The organism is Streptomyces sp. ICC1, assembly GCF_003287935.1.
GTDB classification, from domain to species: domain Bacteria; phylum Actinomycetota; class Actinomycetes; order Streptomycetales; family Streptomycetaceae; genus Streptomyces; species Streptomyces tritrimontium.
The window spans coordinates 8,818,242-8,835,589 of record NZ_CP030287.1; the positions used below are offsets into that span (position 1 = coordinate 8,818,242).

Below are 17,348 nucleotides of genomic sequence, written 5' to 3' on the forward strand. Positions count from 1 at the left end.
CGGGCCGCCACAATCGGGCGGTGACGCTGACACCGGCAGACGCGGACAAGATCCTCAACGACAACTTCGCCCCGTGGGTGCTCGCCCTCGGGCTCACCGTCCAAGAGACGGGCGAGCGGCACGCCGTGCTCAGGCTGCCCTGGTCGGACGCCCTCGCCCGGGACGGCGGCGGCCTGTCCGGCCAGGCCCTGATGGCGGCCGCCGACACCGCCACCGTCATCGCGGTCTCCGCCGCGCGCGGGGCCTACGGCCCGATGACCACCGTCCAGCAGTCCACCAGCTTCCAGCGGCCGGTGGTCGGCGCCGACGTGCTGGTCGACGTGCGGATCACCAAACTCGGCAAGCGGATGGCCTTCGCCGACATCACCATGACCCCCGAGGGCGCCTCGGAGCCGGCCGCGAAGGCCTCCACGGTGTACGCCCTGCTGGGGGCGTGGCGAGAGCATCTGCCCGGCTCAGTGTCACGGTGGCCGGGTCCGGCAGGCCCCTGTCGGTGGCTGCCTGGACGAGGAGGCCGGCGTGCATGAGGACGGTCCGCCGGGCATGGTCGGAGCGGACCATCCGCGCGTACGCGGGGGCGTGAGCCGGGTCGGGGCAGGCCCCGGCGAGGGCGTGGAGGTAGCTGGGGGTCAGCCCGCGGGCGTGAGGGCGGGCGTGGGTGAGGACTGCTGTGATCCACACCGGTTCCTTGGCGTGGAGGTCCGGAGAGGGTGCGGGGAGTGCGGCCATCGCTGCGAAGATCGCCCGGTGGATGGCGGAGGCGAAGTGGTCCGGGCCGAGCGGGCCGAGCGCCTTGATCCGGTGCGGGTCGAGGAGGAGGCCGCCGAGAAGGGCCTGCTCGGCAAAGTAGACAGGTGGGTTCGGTGGGATGTCCGCCAGGCTGAAGTCCGGCTCAGTTCCTGCAGAGTTGGGCATCAGGCGGCCAGGATGAAGTCGGAGCGGGACAGGGTCTTGCCGAGGTGCGGTGCAAGGAGATGGCCGGCAAGCAGGGGCGGGACGGCGTTCCCGATCTGGCTGAACTGTGCACCCTTCGTGCCTGCCCACGGATAGTCCGCGGGGAAGGTCTGCAGTGTTCCTGCCTCGGCGGCGGTGATCCGGATGGGTTCGGGTGCAGCGGCCTCGGCTTCGGGAGCGGTTCCTGCGGGTTCGGCGACCCATACGCACTCGTTCGCCCGGTGCCCGAAGAACAGGGTTCCGGCCGGCTCGTTGATGCCGCGGATGGTGGCGTTGGCCTGGTTGCTGCTTCGCAGTGACCAGGCCCAGGGGTGGCGCCCGCAGGTGCAGGCTGGTGCGTCGGGGCGGGATGGACGCGTTCGTGTCCGCTTGGTTTCGGGGGGCGTGTTGGGGGGCTTCCAGGTGCCGCGGTCGCGGGCGTCGGTCAGGGTTTTGCGGGCTCCGGACGGGAAAGGCTCTGGGCCTCCGCCTGGCCCGCCGCCTGCGCAGACTGTCGGGACGGGGCGGTCGGTGGCGCCCCAGCCGAGCGCCTCGGCCATGGACACCCATTTCTCGCGGCCCGGGCCGAAGAGCGACTCGGGCTCGGCGCTCTGGGCGTGCGTCGGTGCTGGCGGTTCGGCTACGCGGGTCCGGGAGGCGATCAGGATCGCGCGCCGTCGGGTCTGCGGTACCCCGTAGTCGGCGGCGTTGAGGATTCCGGTCCAGACGGAGAAGCCCCAGGTCCGGAGAATGGAGGCGTACTGCCGCCAGAGCGGCAGGACGTCCGGGACCTCCTCCATGGCGATCCACTCCGGCTGGCCGGCCGAGTGCAGGGCGTGGAGGTAGCGCATCGGCTCTGCGGCCAGCAGGCTCCGGGGGTCTTTGCAGGCGGTCAGGAGCTGCGCCCGGGTGTCCCGTCCGGCGGCGAGGTCGGCGACGGCCTGGTGGACGAGCGGCTGGTCGACCAGGCCGAGGCGCTTGCCGGCCATTGACCAGGCCTGGCAGGGCGGGCTCGCTATGAACCCGTGGGTGCGGCCGACCAGCGGCCACACCGGGTACATCGCCACATCGGTACGGATGGTCAACTGGCCTGCGCGGACGCGGGTCTTGCACGCCCACTCGTCCCATTCGAGACCGACGTCGCGCACCCCGAGGATGTGCAGGGCGTGGCTCCAGCCCCCGGGGCCGGCGAAGAGGTCCACCACGAGCCTGTCCATCACGAGGCAAGCCCGAAGTCGCCCTGGTCCGGCTCGTCGCCCCGGCAGGCCCAGGGCGAGCACCCGTTGACCACACCGATTTCCAGCTCGTCGAGTTCGGCGGCGTCGCGTTCCGAGCGGGTGACGTGGTCGATGGGAGCCACACCAAGCGGGACGCGGGAGCGGTGCAGAAAGGCCTCGCCCAACAGCGGATTACCCGACGCGTTGGCCCTCGCGTTTCCCTTCCGGATGGCTGCGTCGAAGGCGACAACGTCATCCCATTCCGTCGGGGAAGCGTCCCTCAGGCTTCGCCACTGCGCGTTGCCGTGGAACGGGCACCCAAGGCAGCTCGACTTGGGCGTATCTGCCAGGCCGATGCTGGAGAGGTAGCGTATGCAGTCGGCGAGCGACCAGTCGAGATCATTGATCAGCGGATGCCGGTTGCGCATGTACTTCACGTCGGAATCCTTGGCGCGATGGAACTCGTCCGTGGATATCCCGACCCACTGCTCGACGTAAAGCCCCTTGGGTACCCGCTGAGGATAGGGAAATCCCAGAAGTTCGCGGACCTGTCGTTTAATCGGCTTAATTTTGTATTCGCCCGTGCATTGGCGCCTGGTCATTCCCGGACGGCCGTCTCGGTTGAGAATGTAGAGCGGCATGGAGGCGAATCTGTGTTCCGGATCTAGGGCGTCGTCCCTAATGTTCCCGGAAGAAACTCGAAGCACGGGTATACCGGCCGGGTTGGCTACCTCGCGTTCCAGTCGGTCGAGGTGGTCATAAACGGTCTGGGGTTCCCAGCCTGTGTCGGCGAAGACCGCGAAGTCGATGCGCGGGAGTATTCCTTCGGCGGAAAGTGCGAGCAGGCAAGACGACTGCACTCCGGCGCCCAAAGAAAGGATGCGGTAGCGGGGGTTTTCCAAGAGGGGGGTTCCAAGAGTGGTGCGGGCGCCGGAGGAGATGACGGCGCGAGGGGGGGATGGCACCCACTCACCCACCTCACCCCTGGCCAAGGATCTTTCCCCCGCCAGGGGGAGGTGGACCCCACCCTCTCCGTCGTAACGTGATCACAGGGGCAAGACAGGACGAAGGAGGGGGAGTTGCATGACCGCAATGCGTCTGGGACCACTGCTGCGTTACGTCAACTGGGAGACGGGCGACTCCGCCACGATCTGGCTCGAGGCGGACCGCCCGTGCACCGCCGAGGTGCTCTGTTCGGACGGCGCCGGAGGCAGTGTCCGTACCTTCCAGGTCGCCGGCCACCACTACGCCATGGTCCCCGTCACCGGCCTGACCCCGGACTCGACCACGGCGTATGAGGTACTGCTCGACGGCGTCCGCGTCTGGCCGCTGCCCGACACCCACTTCCCGCCGAGCACCATCACCACGCCCGCCACCGCGAGGGCGCACCCTCCGCACCCCCTCCGCCTCACCTTCGGCTCCTGCCGCCAGGCCGCCCCGCCGGCCGACCGGCGCGGGCCGCACGGCGCCGACGCGCTCGACACCCTCGCGGCCCAGCTGGCCGTCGATCCGGACGCGGTACGGCCCGATGTCCTGCTCCTCCTGGGCGACCAGGTGTACGCGGACCACCTGTCCCGGGACACCCGCCAGTGGCTGTCGGCCCGGCGGGACCTGCGCGAAGCCCCGGGCGCCCAGGTGGCGGACTTCGAGGAGTACACCCGGCTCTACTACGAGTCCTGGCTCGATCCGGAGATCCGCTGGCTCCTCTCCACGGTCCCGAGCCTGCACATATTCGACGACCACGACGTCATCGACGACTGGAACACCAGCGCCGCCTGGCTGGCCGAGATGCGGGCCACGCCGTGGTGGCAGGAACGGGTCCTCAGCGGGCTGATGTCGTACTGGGTGTACCAGCACCTCGGCAACCTCTCCCCCGCCGAGCTCGCGGCCGACGCGCTGTATGCGGCGGTCCGTGAAACCCCCGACGGCACCGATGCCCTACGGGCCTTCGCCGCCTCGGCCGACGCCGACCCGGCCACGGCCCGCTGGAGCTACCGCCGCGACTTCGGCCGGTCCCGGCTGCTGATGGTGGACACCCGGGCGGCCCGCGTCCTCGACGAGGAGGGGCGGGCCATGCTCGACCCGGCGGAGCAGCAGTGGCTGCGCGACAACGCCCTCGCCGGGCACGGGGGTTACGACCACCTCCTCATCGGGTCGTCACTGCCGTGGCTGATGCCCCCGCTCGTCCACGACGCGGAAGTGTGGAACGCCGCACTGTGCCGGGGTGAGCGGGGTCCCCGGTGGGCCAAGATCGGGGAGAACCTGCGGCGGCGCAGCGATCTGGAGCACTGGGCGGCCTTCCCCGCCTCGTTCGCGGCGCTCAGCGACCTGATCGAGGAGGTGGGCACGGGTCCCCGGGCGCCCGCGACGGTGTGCGTGCTCTCGGGGGACGTGCATCACGCGTATGTGGCCGAGCCCCGAATACCCAGCACGGCACGGGTGTTCCAGCTGACGTGCTCACCGGTGCACAACTCCATCCACACCGCGGTGAAGTGGGGCTTCCGGCTCGGCTGGTCGCGGTGGGGCCGGTGGCTGGGCCGCGGGTTCTCCCGGCACGGGCGGACGGGACGGCCCCCGCTGAGCTGGCGGCGTACGGGCGGCCCGTGGTTCGGCAACCAGCTCATGACCCTCTCGCTGTCGGGCCGCTCCGCGCGGCTCCGCCTGGACCAGGCCCGCAAGGGCCCCCGCCTGGCGACGGTCCTGGACCGCGACCTGACGCCGCCGGAATAGGCGGCCGGGAAGGGCTGCCGGGAAGCGCACTCGGGAAGACGGGAGGGCTGCCGGGGAAGACTGCGGGAAGGGCCGCGGCAAGGGCTCGGCCGCCGGACGGCAGGTGCCCGGACACGCCGTCACGCCCGATCACCCCCCGGACGTCCGGTCCGTGGACACCCGGCGTACGCTGTTCCGCTGTCAGCCGCCCCTGCCGCTCCCCCGCGACGTTGCGGCGCTTCACGCCGAAGCACGTCAACCGGACCGGGGAGTCCCGCTTTGCTTGAAAGTCTGGGCTCGCTGACTTCGAGCCCATGGATCTACGCCCTGGTGGCGCTGTCCATCCTGCTCGACGTCTTCCTGCCGGTCCTGCCGAGCGGAGTCCTCGTCGTCACCGCGGCGGCGGCCGCCGCCGCGGCCGCCGGCGCCGCTGGGGCCGGTGCGCCGGTGCCCGTGCACGCCCAGGTGCCGGACATCCTGGCGCTGCTGGTGACGGCCGTCACCGCCTCCGTGCTGGGCGACATGGCCGCGTACCGGCTGGCCAAGCGCGGCGGGGCCCGCCTCGACCGGGCCATCGCCCGCTCCCGTCGGCTCACCCGCGCCCAGGAACGCCTCGGCACCGCCCTCGCGCGCGGCGGCGGCGCGCTGGTCGTCGTCGCCCGCTTCGCCCCGGCCGGCCGCTCGGTGGTCTCCCTCGGCGCGGGCAAGACGCAGCGCAAGGTCAAGGAGTTCCTGCCCTGGTCGGTGCTGGCGGCCATCGCGTGGGCCGGGTACAGCGTTGCCCTCGGCTACTTCGGCACCCAGTGGCTCGGAGCCAGCTGGCTCGGCACCGCCGTCTCGGTGATCGCCCTCTTCGCCGCCGGCGCCTTGGCCGCCTTCGTCATCCGCCGCCCCGCCCCGGTGGCCGCCCCGCAGCTTCAGATGTGTGTAGGGGGCAGGGGCTGCGGGTGTGCCTGCGGCGGCTGGGGGCGGCTGCGGGGCTTCGGGTGCGGCGCCGTCGCGCGAGCGTCCCCGGCTGCGCCGGGCCTTCTGGGGCTCCGCCCCAGACCCCGCGCCCCACACGCCGGCGGGGGTGGGTTCTGCCGCCCACGGCGACGGCCCCGCTTCCGGGGGAGAGGGAGGGAAGCGGGGCCGAGGTGTGTGACCGGCAGCCGGCCCCGACTGCCTCGCCGGACGGAGTCCGGCGCAGCGGGGCGAAGCCTGCGGAGCAGTGCGAGCACCGCGTCAGGAAACGGCCCGGCGCAGCGGGGCGAAGCCTGCGGAGCAGTGCGAGCACCGCGTCAGGAAGGGGGTCAGGCGTTGACGCCGGTGTTGCCCCAGGCGCCGTTGAGCAGGCCGATCACGTTGACCGTGTTGCCCACGACGTTCGCCGGGATGTGGACGGGGAGCTGGAGCTGGTTCCCCGAGGCCACGCCGGGCGAGTTCAGGGCCTCGCCCTCCGCCGACGCACCGCCGTGCGCCGACGAGACACCCGCGCCGGCGGCGAGGAGGCCGCCCGCGATCATGGTGACTGCGGTGGCCTTCTTGAAGTTCTTCACGTTCTCGTCCTCCAGTACGTCTGCCGCGGCCAGCCGCCGCGGCACGTCATGAAGAACGCTCATCCGACGAACGGGATACGCCATGTGGGCTACATACACCCGACCGTATGAATCACTCCGTGACCCCGTGTCTGACCGCCCACAGTGCCGCCTGGGTGCGGTCGGCGACGTCCAGCTTCATCAGGATGTTCGAGACGTGCGTCTTGACCGTCTTCTCCGACAGGACCAGCGCGCGGGCGATCTCCCGGTTCGAGCGGCCGTCCGCCATGTGCCGCAGCACCTCGCGTTCGCGGTCCGTCAGGTTGCCGCCGCGGCCGGCTGACGCGGGGCCGTGGCCGTCCCCGGAGATCAGGGCGGCCGCGACCTCCGGCTGGAGCAGGACGTGGCCCGCGTGCACCGAGCGGATGGCGGCGGCGAGGGCGTCGGGGTCGATGTCCTTGTGGACGTAGCCGGCGGCGCCCGCGCGCAGGGCGGGGACCACGGTCCGCTGCTCGGTGAAGCTGGTGACGATCAGCACCCGCGCCGGATTGTCCAGCCCGCGCAGCCTTCGCAGGGCTTCGATGCCGTCGGTGCCCGGCATCTTCACGTCCATCAGGATCACGTCCGGCCGCAGTTCCTCGGCGCGGGTGACTCCCTCGTCGCCGTCGGCGGCCTCGCCGACCACCTCGATGTCGTCCTGCACCTCCAGGAAGGTGCGCAGGCCGCGCCGGACCACCTGGTGGTCGTCGACGAGCAGGATCCTGATGCGGCCGGGGCCGGGCCGGCCGGGGGTCTCAGCCACCGGGGACCTCCAGTTCGATCGTGGTGCCCGCGTCGGGCTCGGAGTGCACGGTGAGGCTGCCCCCCACGCCGGCCGCCCGGTCCCGCATGGAGACCAGGCCGAGGTGGCGGCCGGCCCGGCGGACGGTGGGAGGGGAGAAGCCCGTCCCGTCGTCGCTCACCCGGAGCACCGCTCCCCCCTCCTCGCGGCGGGTCAGCGCGACCTCGATGCGGTCGCCGCCGGAGTGGCGCAGGGCGTTGTGGAGGGCCTCCTGCGCGACGCGCAGGACCGCTTCCTCCTGGGCCGCGGGGAGGGCGCGTACGCCGTCGCAGGTGAAGGTGACCCGTGCCGCGTGGGCCCGGTCCAGGACCCGGACCTGGTTGCGCAGGGTGGCGACCAGGCCGTCCTCGTCCAGGGCGGCGGGGCGGAGCTCGGTGACGGCGGCGCGCAGTTCGTCGGCGGCCTCGGCGGCGAGGACGGCGACCTGCTGGAGCTCGTCCTTGGCGCGGGCCGGGTCGCGGTCCATGAGGGCGGCGGCGGCCTGGGCGGTCAGGCGGAGCGAGAAGAGCTTCTGGCTGACCGCGTCGTGCAGCTCGTGGGCGAGGCGGGAGCGCTCCTCGGCGATGGTCAGCTCGCGGCTGCGCTCGTAGAGGCGGGCGTTGGTGAGGGCGATCGCCGCGTGCTGGGCGAGGAGGGCGAGGAGGTCCTCGTCCTCGTCGGTGAAGCCGCGCTCGCCGCCGGGGGCGCTTCGCTTGTTCGCGAGGAAGAGGGCGCCGAGGGTCTCCTCGCCGTCCCGGATGGGCAGCCCGAGGAAGTCGGACATGTCGGGGTGCGCGGCGGGCCAGCCCTCGAAGCGCGGGTCCTTGCGTACGTCGGCCAGCCGCTCGGGGCCGGCCTGGTGGAGCATCGCGGCGAGGATGCCGTGCTGGCGGGGCAGCGGGCCGATCGCCCGCCACCGCTCCTCGCTTATGCCGTCGACGACGAACTGGGCGAAACCGCCGTGGTCGTCCGGGACGCCCAGGGCCGCGTACTCGGCGTCGAGCAGCTCGCGGGCGGAGGCGACGATCGTGCGCAGCACGTCGCGCACCTCGAGCCGGCGGCTCATGGCGAGCAGCGCGGTGCTCACGGCGGCCAGGCCGCTGCCGGGTCCGCGGGGTCCGGGATGCATGGCCTCACCGTACTCGCGGCGTTGACCTGCGGGATCGGTCCCGGGTCGTAGGCCGAAGGGACGGGGCGGGTGGAGCTGCGGGCGGAGGACGAGTCGGACACCTCGGCGTGGAAGCGCTTCCGCAACGACGCGGTGCTGTCCGTCGACTACATCGGCAAGCCCAACACCCCCATCTACGTGGGCCTGATCGCAGGCTCCGGCGAGATCTGCTCCGCTGACGAGAATGCTCCGACCGTCGTTTCGGACCCGACGCCCGCACTGACCGCCATCACGGAGACGGTCTGGGGCGGAGAGGCCGAAGCCCAGTTGCGCATCGCGTTCCAGACCGAGAAGGAGGAGGCCGACGGGAGCTGGACCCCGGTCAAGGCCAACGCGGGCGACGCCAACCACATCGAACGCCCGAGCTCGGGGTACGTCGGTGACAACGTCAAGGTCACCAGCGACACGCCGGGCACCCTGGAAGACGGGGCGACGTACCGTTTCCGAGCCTGGACCAAGTCCTTCGCGGGATCCCTGGCCCGGGACAGCGCCGCGAGCGCGGACTGCTACTTCCGCGTGGACACCACCGCGCCCCGCGCACCCGGGATCTCCTTCAAGTCCACGTACAGCGTTTGCACGAGCACGTCCTGCGTGGCCGGAGGCATGCCCGGCAAGTCGGGGCTGGTCCAGCTCACCAGCGGCGGGGACGTCGTGGCCTTCCAGTACAAGCTGTCCACCAGCAGTACCTGGAAGGAGGTGCCGGGCAAGGCACTCGTCATGTTCGGTGTGACACCGCCGGTATCCGGCACCATGAAGCTGAGTGCGAAGGCCAAGGACTCACTCGGCCGTTGGGGTGACACGCAGGTGGTCGACTTCGTGGTCAAGGAGGGGCCCGGGCCGGTCGGCCACTGGAACTTCGACGAGTACGACGGCCAGGCCCTCGACACCTCCACCACCGACCCGGCCCTCCGGGAGAACGCCGACCTCTCCACCGGCAGCCTGCGTCCGGAGAGCGGCCGCCGTGGCGGGGTGAAGACGCCCGCCCCGCACGAGGACCGCACGCTGCAGCTGAACGGCAGCGGCCAGTACGCGGTGACCTCCAAGCCGGTCATCGACACCCGGTCGTCCTTCACCGTCGCGGGCTGGGTCCGCCTGGACCGGACGGACAAGACGTACTCGATGGTGGGTCAGGCGGGCCAGAACATGAGCGGCGTCGCCGTCACGGCGTTCGCCGGTGAGCCGTGGTCGATGCAGATGGCCCAGGAGGACACCATCGCCGGGGGCGCGTCCACCGTGCGCATCAGCGGCCGCAACGTGGCACGGGCGGGAGTCTGGACGCACATCGCCGCCACGTACGACGAGTCCACCGACAAGGCCCGGCTCTACGTCAACGGCCAGCTCCAGGGCGAAGCGCTCGTCGCGAACCCCATCGCCTCGACGGGGCCGATGACCTTCGGTGCCATCAAGTACCGAGGTGCCATGGTGGACTTCCTTCCGGGCCGCGTCGACGAGGTCAAGGCCTGGCAGTCGCAGCTGAGCGATCTCGAGGTCAAGCAGGACGCCTCGCTCCTCGACCCGGCGACGGGCAAGCCGTTCCTGGACCTGGCCGGCGCGTGGGACCTCTCGCAGACCGGTCCGGTCTTCGCGGACACCTCCGGCAACGGCCGTCCCCTGACGGCGACGACCGGCACCACCGTCAACGAGGGCGCGCTCAAGCTGAACGGCACCACGCAGGCGGCCACCGCCGCCGGTCCGGTCGTCGACGACTCCGGTTCGTTCACGGTGACGGCCGAGGCGAAGCTCGACAACACGGCCCTCCTCACCAAGCCGGACGGCTACAAGGCCCAGGTCATCGGCCAGCGCACCGCCACCGGCTCCTCCTGGAGCCTGTGGTTCGAGAAGTCCGGTGTGCGGACCCAGCCGGACGAGCAGGACCCGACCACGATGGTGTCCTTCGTCGAAGGGACCTGGCACTTCGGCCGCCTGACGGCCGACGGCACCGGGACCTCGGCGGTCAGCGACGGCCTGGCCGTGCTCAACGCCGGCTTCGCCCAGGTGACCGGCGTCCACAACGCCCAGGACGGCACCATCACCCTCTACGTCGGCGCCGCGGGGCAGGGCCAGCCCAAGGCCTACACGGTCGCCGTCGGCACCGGTGAGCTCGCGGTCGGCAAGGGCTTCACCGACAGCGCCTGGGGCAACTTCCTGCCCGGCGAGGTCAAGGGCATGCGCCTGTGGTCCGGCGCGGTGAAGGACGCCCAGCAGGTCTCCGACGTCGTCTTCGGCGCCGGCAGCTGACGGTCCACACCCCACTGATTTGCCGTGGCCGCCCGTGAAACGGGGCGGCCACGGCCTCACCTGTACCCAAACCCCTACCCCTATGGAGTCTTCGTGTCCATCCGACCACCAGGCGGAGGAATCCGCCGGCTGCCCTTGGCAGCCGCCCTGGCCCTGGCTCTCGCCGTGCCCGGGGCAATCACACCGATCGCGGCGGCCGCCGACCTCCCCGGCGCCCCGAAGATCGCCAAGCACAAGGACGCCAAGGTCAAGGCAGTCAGCGCCCAAGGCGCCAAGGCGGCGCGGGAGTTGGTGGCGAAGAACAAGGCGGAGAACAAGGTCCAGGCGGACCGGGCCCGGGCGGAGGCCAAGGCGGACTGGCCGAAGGCGGCCACGCTGGAGGGCTCGGCCGCGCGGTCGGGCTCGCGCCCGCCGATCCAGCCTACGCCAGCCGTTGCCCCGGCCAGGGCCCCCGCCCGGCCGGGGCAACGGCTGGCGTAGGCTGGATCGGTCCGGACCCTTGACACAGCCGAACGACACAGCCGAAAGGTGACGCACCGGTGACCGACCAGGCCGCTCTCCAGTCTGTCCTCGACCGAGCCGCCGCTGGGGGCCGGATCACCAAGGAAGAGGCGCTCGACCTCTACCGCGACGCGCCGCTGCACGCGCTCGGCCAAGCCGCCGATGCCGCGCGGCGCCTGCGCTACGCCGGTACCGAGCACATCGCGACGTACATCATCGAGCGCAACATCAACTACACCAACGTGTGTGTGACGGCGTGCAAGTTCTGCGCCTTCTACGCGGCCCCCAAGGACGCGAAGAAGGGCTGGTCCCGCGACCTCGAGGACATCCTGCGCCGCTGCGCGGAGACCGTCGAGCTCGGCGGCACGCAGATCATGTTCCAGGGCGGCCACCACCCGGACTACGGCGTCGAGTACTACGAAGAGCACTTCTCCGCCATCAAGAAGGCCTACCCCCAGCTGGTCATCCACTCCCTCGGCGCGTCCGAGGTCGAGCACATGGCCCGCATCTCCGGCGTCTCCGCCGAGGAGGCCATCAGCCGGATCCACGCGGCCGGCCTCGACTCCTTCGCGGGCGCCGGCGCCGAACTGCTCCCGGAGCGGCCGCGCAAGGCGATCGCCCCGCTGAAGGAGTCCGGCGAACGCTGGCTGGAGATCATGGAGATCGCCCACAAGCTGGGCGTGGAATCCACCTCCACCATGCTGATGGGCACCGGCGAGACCAACGCCGAGCGCATCGAGCACATCGCGATGATCCGGGACACCCAGGACCGCACGGGCGGCTTCCGCGCCTTCATCCCGTACACGTACCAGCCCGAGAACAACCACCTCAAGGGCCGCACCCAGGCGACCGTCTTCGAGTACCTGCGCATGATCGCCATCGCGCGCCTGTTCCTCGACAACATCGCCCACATCCAGGGCTCCTGGCTCACCGTCGGCAAGGAGGCGGGCCAGCTCTCCCTGCACTACGGCGCCGACGACCTCGGCTCGATCATGCTCGAGGAGAACGTCGTCTCCTCGGCCGGTGCCAAGCACCGCTCCAACCGCATGGAGATCATCGACCTGATCCGCAAGGCGGGCCGCGTCCCGGCCCAGCGCGCGACGACGTACGAGCACCTCCTCGTGCACGAGGACCCGGCGAACGACCCGGTCGACGACCGCGTCGTCTCGCACATCTCCTCCACCGCCATCGAAGGCGGCACGGCCCACCCCGAGCTGAAGCTCATCTCCACGAACTGACGCGCCCGTGCTGACGATCCACACCGCAGAACTCCTCGTCACCGGTCCCACCGGTCCGGGGTCCGCGCCGCTGCCCGGCGGCGCGGTCCTGGTCGAGGGCGACCGCATCGCCCGCGTGGGCCCGTACGAGGAGCTCGCCGCGGCCTATCCGCACGCGCGCTCCCGCCACTGGCCCGGGGTGCTGACCCCGGGGCTGCTGGTGCGCGGCGGCGACGAGCTGCTGGAGCGCACGTACTACCCGGACGACCCGTACGAGATCACCGAGCTCGGGGCCGATCCGATCACCGGCGCCGAGGCGCTCGCCGACCTGAAGATGACCGAGGCCCGCTGGGGCAACAGCGCCCGGCGGGGCACGCAGAAGCTCCTCGCGCGCGGCGTGGTCGCGTTGGCCGGGCGGATCACGGTCCCGTCGGTGCGGACCGCGGTGTCCCGCTCCGGACTCGCGATCCTGCCGCCCGCTCCGTACGAGGGCCCGGCCGCCCTCGACCCCTTCGCCGGCCGGGACGCGGCCGAGCAGGCCTTCCACGGGGTCCTGGAACCGGGCGCCCCGGCCCGGTTCGCGGCCTTCGCGGTGGCCGGCCCGGCCCAGCTCCTGGAGCAGGGCCCGACCACCTGCGTGGCCACCGTCATCGGCGGGCGGCTGCTGCACCGCCGCCGCTGACCTCAGGGGACGGCGGGCCCCTTCGCGTAGTTCCCTTGCGCGTCGAACGGCCAGGCGTTGGACCGGCAGCCCAGCAGGCCCTTGATCTGCTGCATCATCGCCGGCGCGGGCAACCCCGCTCCGGGGCAGGTCTCGTGGCCGCGGCCCAGTTCGTGGCCCACCTCGTGATTGATGATCAGCGCCCGGTACTCGGCGGGCGGACCGTCGAACTGCGGCGAACCGAGCAGCCACCGCCGGAGGTTGACCACCACCTCGTGACCGGCGCGGCAGTTCGTCTCCCCCTTCAGCTCCGCGGTCACCACCGCGCACAGCCGGTCCGTGGTGGCCGGCGTGGCTATCCGTACGGTGAACTCCACCGGCCCGGACTCCGTCAGCCGGAACGCGACCTTGGGATCGGCGGTCCAGCCGCGCCGGTCGCCCAGGACGGCGTCGACGGCGCGCGCGGCCTCGTCCGGGTCGATGCCCGTGCCGTCCTCGGCCTCGACGCGGTAGCGCCGTACGGTGCCGGAACCGTGGACGGGGCCCGAGACGGTCGAGGCTTTGAAGGTGCCGGGCCCGGTCTCGGGCCCCGTCCACGGTTCCGGCACCCCTCCCCATCCCCCCACCCCTTTTGATCTCGGCAACGGAGAAAATCCAATGTTCACGACCACCTGGCAGCGTCCGCTCATCCTGGCGGCGGTCTCCCTGGCCTTCTTCACCGGTACGGCGTGTGCCGCGCAGGCGTCGGAGCACCCCACCTCGGCCGGCACCAGCTCCTCGGTCGTCGCTGACCACCCGGAACCCTGCTTCAGGATCGGCAAGGGCGGCGAGGGCGGCAAGGGCGGAGAAGGTGGCAAGGGCGGCAAGCCCGGCGAGCCCGGTGAGCCCGGCAAGTCCGGCCGCTCCGGATGCCTCCGCTTCAGCGACCTGCCCGACAAGGACAAGTCCGACCTCTCGGTGGTCGACAAGGTACAGATCGTGATGATCCTGCTGGCCGACGACTCGGACGAGATGAAGGAGAAGATCGCCGACAAGTACAAGATCTCGGAGAGCCAGCTCGACACCTGGAAGCAGCAGTACGAAGACGGTGACTGGTTCGCCCTGATGGGAGGCGACTCCCCCTTCTCCCAGTGAGGAACCAAGGACGGTAAAGCTGGGGGGGAAGGGCTCCCCGGCCCGAATGGGCCGGGGAGCCCGCGTCTTTTCGGAACCGGAATCACCGGTGGAATCGGAATCAGTTTCTCGGCTAGGGAGAATCTCATGCGACTGCAGTCTTGGAAGTTTCGTATCGGTCTCGCCGTCTCGACCACCCTGATCGGCGCCGGCGCCATGGCGCCCGCCGCCATGGCGGCCCCGGCCACCACGGCGACCCAGGTCGTCGCGAGCCAGCAGCACGGCCTCGCCTACGGCGCCGGTGACGGCGGCCAGGGAGGGAACCGGCTCGGTACCGGAAAGGTGATCGGCAAGCTCAAAGCCGGCGCCGGCAGCGTCAACGTCGGCAACGGAAGCGTCCGCGTCGGCGACCGGGTCTGCGCCGGCCAGTGCGACGGATCGGTCAACGGCACCAACGGCGGCAAGGGCGGCGTCTGCGTCGGCCAGTGCAACGGAAGCGCCAACGGCGGCAACGGCACGACCGGCCCCGTGGGCGGCAACGGCACGGCCGGCGGTCGCGGCGGGGTCTGTGCCGGAGTGTGCGGCGGCAGCGTCAACGGCGGCAACGGTGGCAACGGCGGGGCCGCACGGCCCGGCGGCGACGGCGGCGAGGGCGGCACGGGCGGCGACGGCGGCATCTGCATCGGCATCGGCTGCCAGACCAGCGGCCAGGGCGGCCGGGGAGGCAACGGAGGTGAGGACTGACCCCCGCCGGCACGTTTTCCAAGGGCCCCGCGCACCGTGCGCGGGGCCCTTGCCGGGCACGCGGATGGATCACTCGATAGACTTTCGGGTACCGGAGAGCGGCCGGTTCGATCGACCGCACGCAGCGCTCGCCCGGTCGGCCGGGGTGCGGGGAGGCGCCTGATGGGCACGCCAGCGAACCGAGGCCTTCACACGGGCCGGGCCTCCGGCCTGATCGGCCAGGAGATCGCGGGCTACCGGATCGAGCGCCTGATCGGCCGCGGTGGCATGGCCGTCGTCTACTGCGCCAAGGACCTGCGCCTGGACCGTACGGTCGCGCTCAAGCTGATCGCCCCGGAGCGGGCCCGCGACGACGTGTTCCGCCGCCGCTTCACCCACGAGTCCCGCGTGGCCGCGAGGATCGACCACCCGCACATCGTGCCGATCTTCGAAGCCGGTGAGACCGAGGGCCTCCTGTACATCGCCATGCGCTACGTCGACGGCCCGGACCTCAGGGCCCTCCTGGACGGGGACGGGCTGCTCCCCGTGGCGACCGCCGTGCGCATCGCGGCCCAGGTGGCGTCCGCGCTCGACGCGGCCCACGAGCACGATCTCGTGCACCGGGACGTCAAGCCCGGCAACATCCTGGTCGCCGCCGGCACCGACAGCGACCACCCCGAGCACGCGTACCTCACGGACTTCGGGCTGACGAAGAGGGCTCTGTCGCTCACCGGGTTCACCACCGCGGGCGAGTTCGTGGGCACGCTCGACTACATGGCGCCGGAACAGATCGCCGGCAGGCCGGTGGACGGCAGGTGCGACGTCTACAGCCTCGGGTGCGTCGTCTACGAGTCACTCGCCGGCGGGCCGCCCTTCGAGCGCGACGACGTTCCGGCGCTGCTGTGGGCGCACCAGTACGACCGGCCGGCTCCCCTGGCCGAGAGGCGGCCGGGGATCGCGCGGGCGGCCGACGAGGTCGTGGCGAAGGCGATGGCCAAGGTCCCGGAGGACCGCTACGAATCCTGCCGGGAGTTCATCGCGGCCCTGCGCGCCGCCACGGCCACCGAAACAGCCGCCGCCGGGGCCGGGAACGGCGCCGACGAGCAGCGGGCCGGTCCGGCCGTGCGGGTGGATCGCAGGCCGCCCGGGATCTCGGGGAGGCGCGTACCGCCCCCGGAACCCCCGGACTGGGCCCGGCCGGTCTTCATGACTCCGCCCGGCGGGCCGTAGGCCACGCCGGGCGGTACTCGGTACAAGGGGCAGGGGGCAGGGGGCCTGTCCCCTATACACATCTGACGCTGCCGACGATCGACCGGGTGGTGACGGCGTCCCCCCGACGCGGCCACGATCAGCACGATGAGGATGAACCCCAGGATCACCAGGAATTCCATGTCCTGCCCCCGTTCTGCGGTCCGGTCCCATCCGGTCCGTGCCAGGGGAATCCCCCGCGCGGCCCCCGGACCAACCCGACTTGAGGAACTCCAGAGCTTGGGGCGGCCGTTCAGCGGCGGCGTGCGCAGGTCCAGGCCCCCATGCCCTGCATCTTGGCGAGCCTCCTCGCCGTCGCGATCTGCTCCGCCTTCGTGGCGAGGTCGGCCCGCGGTGCGTACCTGCGGCCCCCTGCCGCGTTCCAGCTCGACTGGGTGAACTGCAGTCCGCCGTAATGGCCGTTGCCGGTGTTCGCCCGCCAGTTCCCGCTGGACTCGCAACGGGCGATGGCATCCCAGTCGGGGTTCGGTTTGGAGTGCACCGCGGCGGCGTGGGCCCCGGAAACGTCCAGCAATGCCACGGTCAACAAGACTACAGAGGCCAGCAGTTGGGCAATCGCGCGCCGGCTTGGCCGGTCCTTGCGGTAGTGCGACATCAGTCCTCCTTCGCTGTTGGGGCGGACCTGCCGCGAACAGCGGGCGGGCCCGCGTACGGCCGTTCAAAGGCCGTGGCCACAGCACAGCACGGACCGGCATGCTTCCAGCGGCACTTGGCACCCGCGAAGGCCCCACTCCACCCGAACGGACGCTCCAGAGCCCTCAGAAGGCCGTCGCGGCACGGCCCGCACGGCGCTCCCGACCGCGCCGACGCCCCTCCGGCCACCTCCTCCGGCCGCCTCCTCCCGACGCTCGCGCGGCGCCGGCGACGTAACATGTGCACATGAGCGCAAGCACGCACATCGCAGATGCGCAGAACCCGCAGGAGCAGGCCGAGCGCCTGGCGGCCGCCGTATCCGTCCTGGCGCTGCTCGCCGACGCCACCCGCCTCGCCCTGCTCGACGAGCTCGGCCGGGGCGAGGCCGATGTCACCACCCTCACGGAGGCCTGCGGAGCCGCGCGGCCGTCCGTCAGCCAGCACCTCGCCAAACTCCGGCTGGCCGGCCTGGTCACCACCCGCAAGGACGGGCGCCGAGTCGTCTACGCCCTGCGCCACGGACACCTGCGGCGGCTCGTCGACGAGGCCCTGAACGTCGCCGACCACCAGCTGGGCTCGCTCCCGCCCCACGACTGACCGCCGCCCGCCCGGCAGTCCCCCCACCGGTC

Annotated in this window: 16 protein-coding genes and 3 pseudogenes; 11 read left to right on the forward strand and 8 right to left on the reverse strand. The window is 71.8% G+C overall.

All coding sequences use genetic code 11. The features are described 5' to 3' along the window. Window positions 1–20: 20 nt before the first annotated feature. Window positions 21–431 (forward strand): annotated as a pseudogene (locus tag DRB96_RS41430) (PaaI family thioesterase); the annotation flags it as partial. On the opposite strand, the gene DRB96_RS41435 reads toward DRB96_RS41430, so the two are convergent. From DRB96_RS41435 to DRB96_RS41445, 3 genes are read right to left on the reverse strand one after another with little or no spacing between them, the layout of a single operon-like run. After that, a complete protein-coding gene (locus tag DRB96_RS41435; RefSeq protein WP_112452973.1) occupies window positions 364–915 on the reverse strand; it encodes a DnaB-like helicase N-terminal domain-containing protein in 552 nt (183 codons plus the stop codon). The pseudogene DRB96_RS41430 and the gene DRB96_RS41435 sit on opposite strands and share 68 nt — an antisense overlap. After that, complete coding sequence (locus tag DRB96_RS41440; protein ID WP_112452974.1) at window positions 915–2,150, reverse strand: DNA cytosine methyltransferase; 1,236 nt, start codon at window positions 2,148–2,150, stop codon at window positions 915–917. The genes DRB96_RS41435 and DRB96_RS41440 overlap by 1 nt, the downstream gene beginning before the upstream one ends. Then, window positions 2,150–2,995, reverse strand: coding sequence for a hypothetical protein (locus DRB96_RS41445; protein WP_112454447.1), 846 nt, complete (start codon window positions 2,993–2,995; stop codon window positions 2,150–2,152). Before DRB96_RS41445 ends, DRB96_RS41440 begins: the two co-directional genes overlap by 1 nt. A 238-nt stretch (window positions 2,996–3,233) precedes the next feature. On the opposite strand from DRB96_RS41445, the gene DRB96_RS41450 reads away from it, so the two are divergent. After that, window positions 3,234–4,880 carry an alkaline phosphatase D family protein gene (locus DRB96_RS41450; protein WP_112452975.1) on the forward strand — a complete coding sequence of 549 codons (1,647 nt, stop codon included), beginning with the start codon at window positions 3,234–3,236 and terminating at the stop codon, window positions 4,878–4,880. Between the two features lie 258 nt (window positions 4,881–5,138). Further along, window positions 5,139–5,756: pseudogene (locus tag DRB96_RS41455) on the forward strand (VTT domain-containing protein); the annotation flags it as partial. Window positions 5,757–6,151: 395 nt separating this feature from the next. On the opposite strand, the gene DRB96_RS41460 reads toward DRB96_RS41455, so the two are convergent. From DRB96_RS41460 to DRB96_RS41470, 3 genes are all read right to left on the reverse strand, one after another. Continuing rightward, a complete protein-coding gene (locus DRB96_RS41460) occupies window positions 6,152–6,397 on the reverse strand; it encodes a chaplin (RefSeq protein WP_112454449.1) in 246 nt (81 codons plus the stop codon). A gap of 112 nt (window positions 6,398–6,509) precedes the next feature. Next, a complete protein-coding gene (locus DRB96_RS41465; RefSeq protein ID WP_204357957.1) occupies window positions 6,510–7,178 on the reverse strand; it encodes a response regulator transcription factor in 669 nt (222 codons plus the stop codon). Continuing rightward, window positions 7,171–8,325: a GAF domain-containing sensor histidine kinase gene (locus tag DRB96_RS41470; RefSeq protein ID WP_112452976.1), complete on the reverse strand. Its 1,155-nt coding sequence runs from the start codon at window positions 8,323–8,325 to the stop codon at window positions 7,171–7,173. Before DRB96_RS41470 ends, DRB96_RS41465 begins: the two co-directional genes overlap by 8 nt. Window positions 8,326–8,394: 69 nt before the next feature. On the opposite strand from DRB96_RS41470, the gene DRB96_RS41475 reads away from it, so the two are divergent. The 4 genes from DRB96_RS41475 (at window position 8,395) to DRB96_RS41490 (ending at window position 13,002) form a co-directional block, all read left to right on the forward strand. Beyond that, window positions 8,395–10,602: a LamG domain-containing protein gene (locus tag DRB96_RS41475; protein WP_112452977.1), complete on the forward strand. Its 2,208-nt coding sequence runs from the start codon at window positions 8,395–8,397 to the stop codon at window positions 10,600–10,602. Between the two features lie 135 nt (window positions 10,603–10,737). Beyond that, window positions 10,738–11,082: a hypothetical protein gene (locus DRB96_RS43555; protein WP_162689162.1), complete on the forward strand. Its 345-nt coding sequence runs from the start codon at window positions 10,738–10,740 to the stop codon at window positions 11,080–11,082. A 59-nt stretch (window positions 11,083–11,141) separates the two neighbouring features. Then, on the forward strand, window positions 11,142–12,341 hold the full coding sequence (gene mqnC, locus DRB96_RS41485) for a cyclic dehypoxanthinyl futalosine synthase (protein ID WP_112452978.1): 1,200 nt from the start codon (window positions 11,142–11,144) through the stop codon (window positions 12,339–12,341). A gap of 7 nt (window positions 12,342–12,348) precedes the next feature. Then, window positions 12,349–13,002, forward strand: coding sequence for a hypothetical protein (locus tag DRB96_RS41490; protein WP_112452979.1), 654 nt, complete (start codon window positions 12,349–12,351; stop codon window positions 13,000–13,002). A gap of 2 nt (window positions 13,003–13,004) precedes the next feature. Here DRB96_RS41490 and DRB96_RS41495 read toward each other — a convergent pair. Beyond that, window positions 13,005–13,562, reverse strand: a pseudogene (locus DRB96_RS41495) (DUF3152 domain-containing protein); the annotation flags it as partial. Between the two features lie 76 nt (window positions 13,563–13,638). Between DRB96_RS41495 and DRB96_RS41500 the strand changes: the two are divergent. From DRB96_RS41500 to DRB96_RS41510, 3 genes are all read left to right on the forward strand, one after another. Continuing rightward, entirely contained in the window at window positions 13,639–14,115 is a 477-nt protein-coding gene (locus DRB96_RS41500; RefSeq protein WP_112452981.1) for a hypothetical protein, read from the forward strand. Between the two features lie 126 nt (window positions 14,116–14,241). Beyond that, window positions 14,242–14,838 (forward strand): hypothetical protein, encoded by a 597-nt coding sequence (locus DRB96_RS43560; RefSeq protein ID WP_162688953.1) that lies wholly within the window; start codon window positions 14,242–14,244, stop codon window positions 14,836–14,838. A 162-nt stretch (window positions 14,839–15,000) separates the two neighbouring features. Continuing rightward, the gene (locus tag DRB96_RS41510) at window positions 15,001–16,047 is read left to right on the forward strand and encodes a serine/threonine-protein kinase (RefSeq protein WP_112452983.1); all 1,047 of its coding nucleotides are present in this window, start codon (window positions 15,001–15,003) and stop codon (window positions 16,045–16,047) included. Window positions 16,048–16,318: 271 nt separating this feature from the next. On the opposite strand, the gene DRB96_RS41515 is transcribed toward DRB96_RS41510, so the two are convergent. Further along, complete coding sequence (locus tag DRB96_RS41515) at window positions 16,319–16,681, reverse strand: transglycosylase family protein (protein ID WP_112452984.1); 363 nt, start codon at window positions 16,679–16,681, stop codon at window positions 16,319–16,321. 284 nt (window positions 16,682–16,965) lie between these two features. Here DRB96_RS41515 and DRB96_RS41520 point away from each other — a divergent pair, with 284 nt between their 5' ends. Beyond that, window positions 16,966–17,316 carry a metalloregulator ArsR/SmtB family transcription factor gene (locus DRB96_RS41520; RefSeq protein ID WP_112452985.1) on the forward strand — a complete coding sequence of 117 codons (351 nt, stop codon included), beginning with the start codon at window positions 16,966–16,968 and terminating at the stop codon, window positions 17,314–17,316. The last annotated feature ends 32 nt before the right edge of the window (window positions 17,317–17,348 follow it).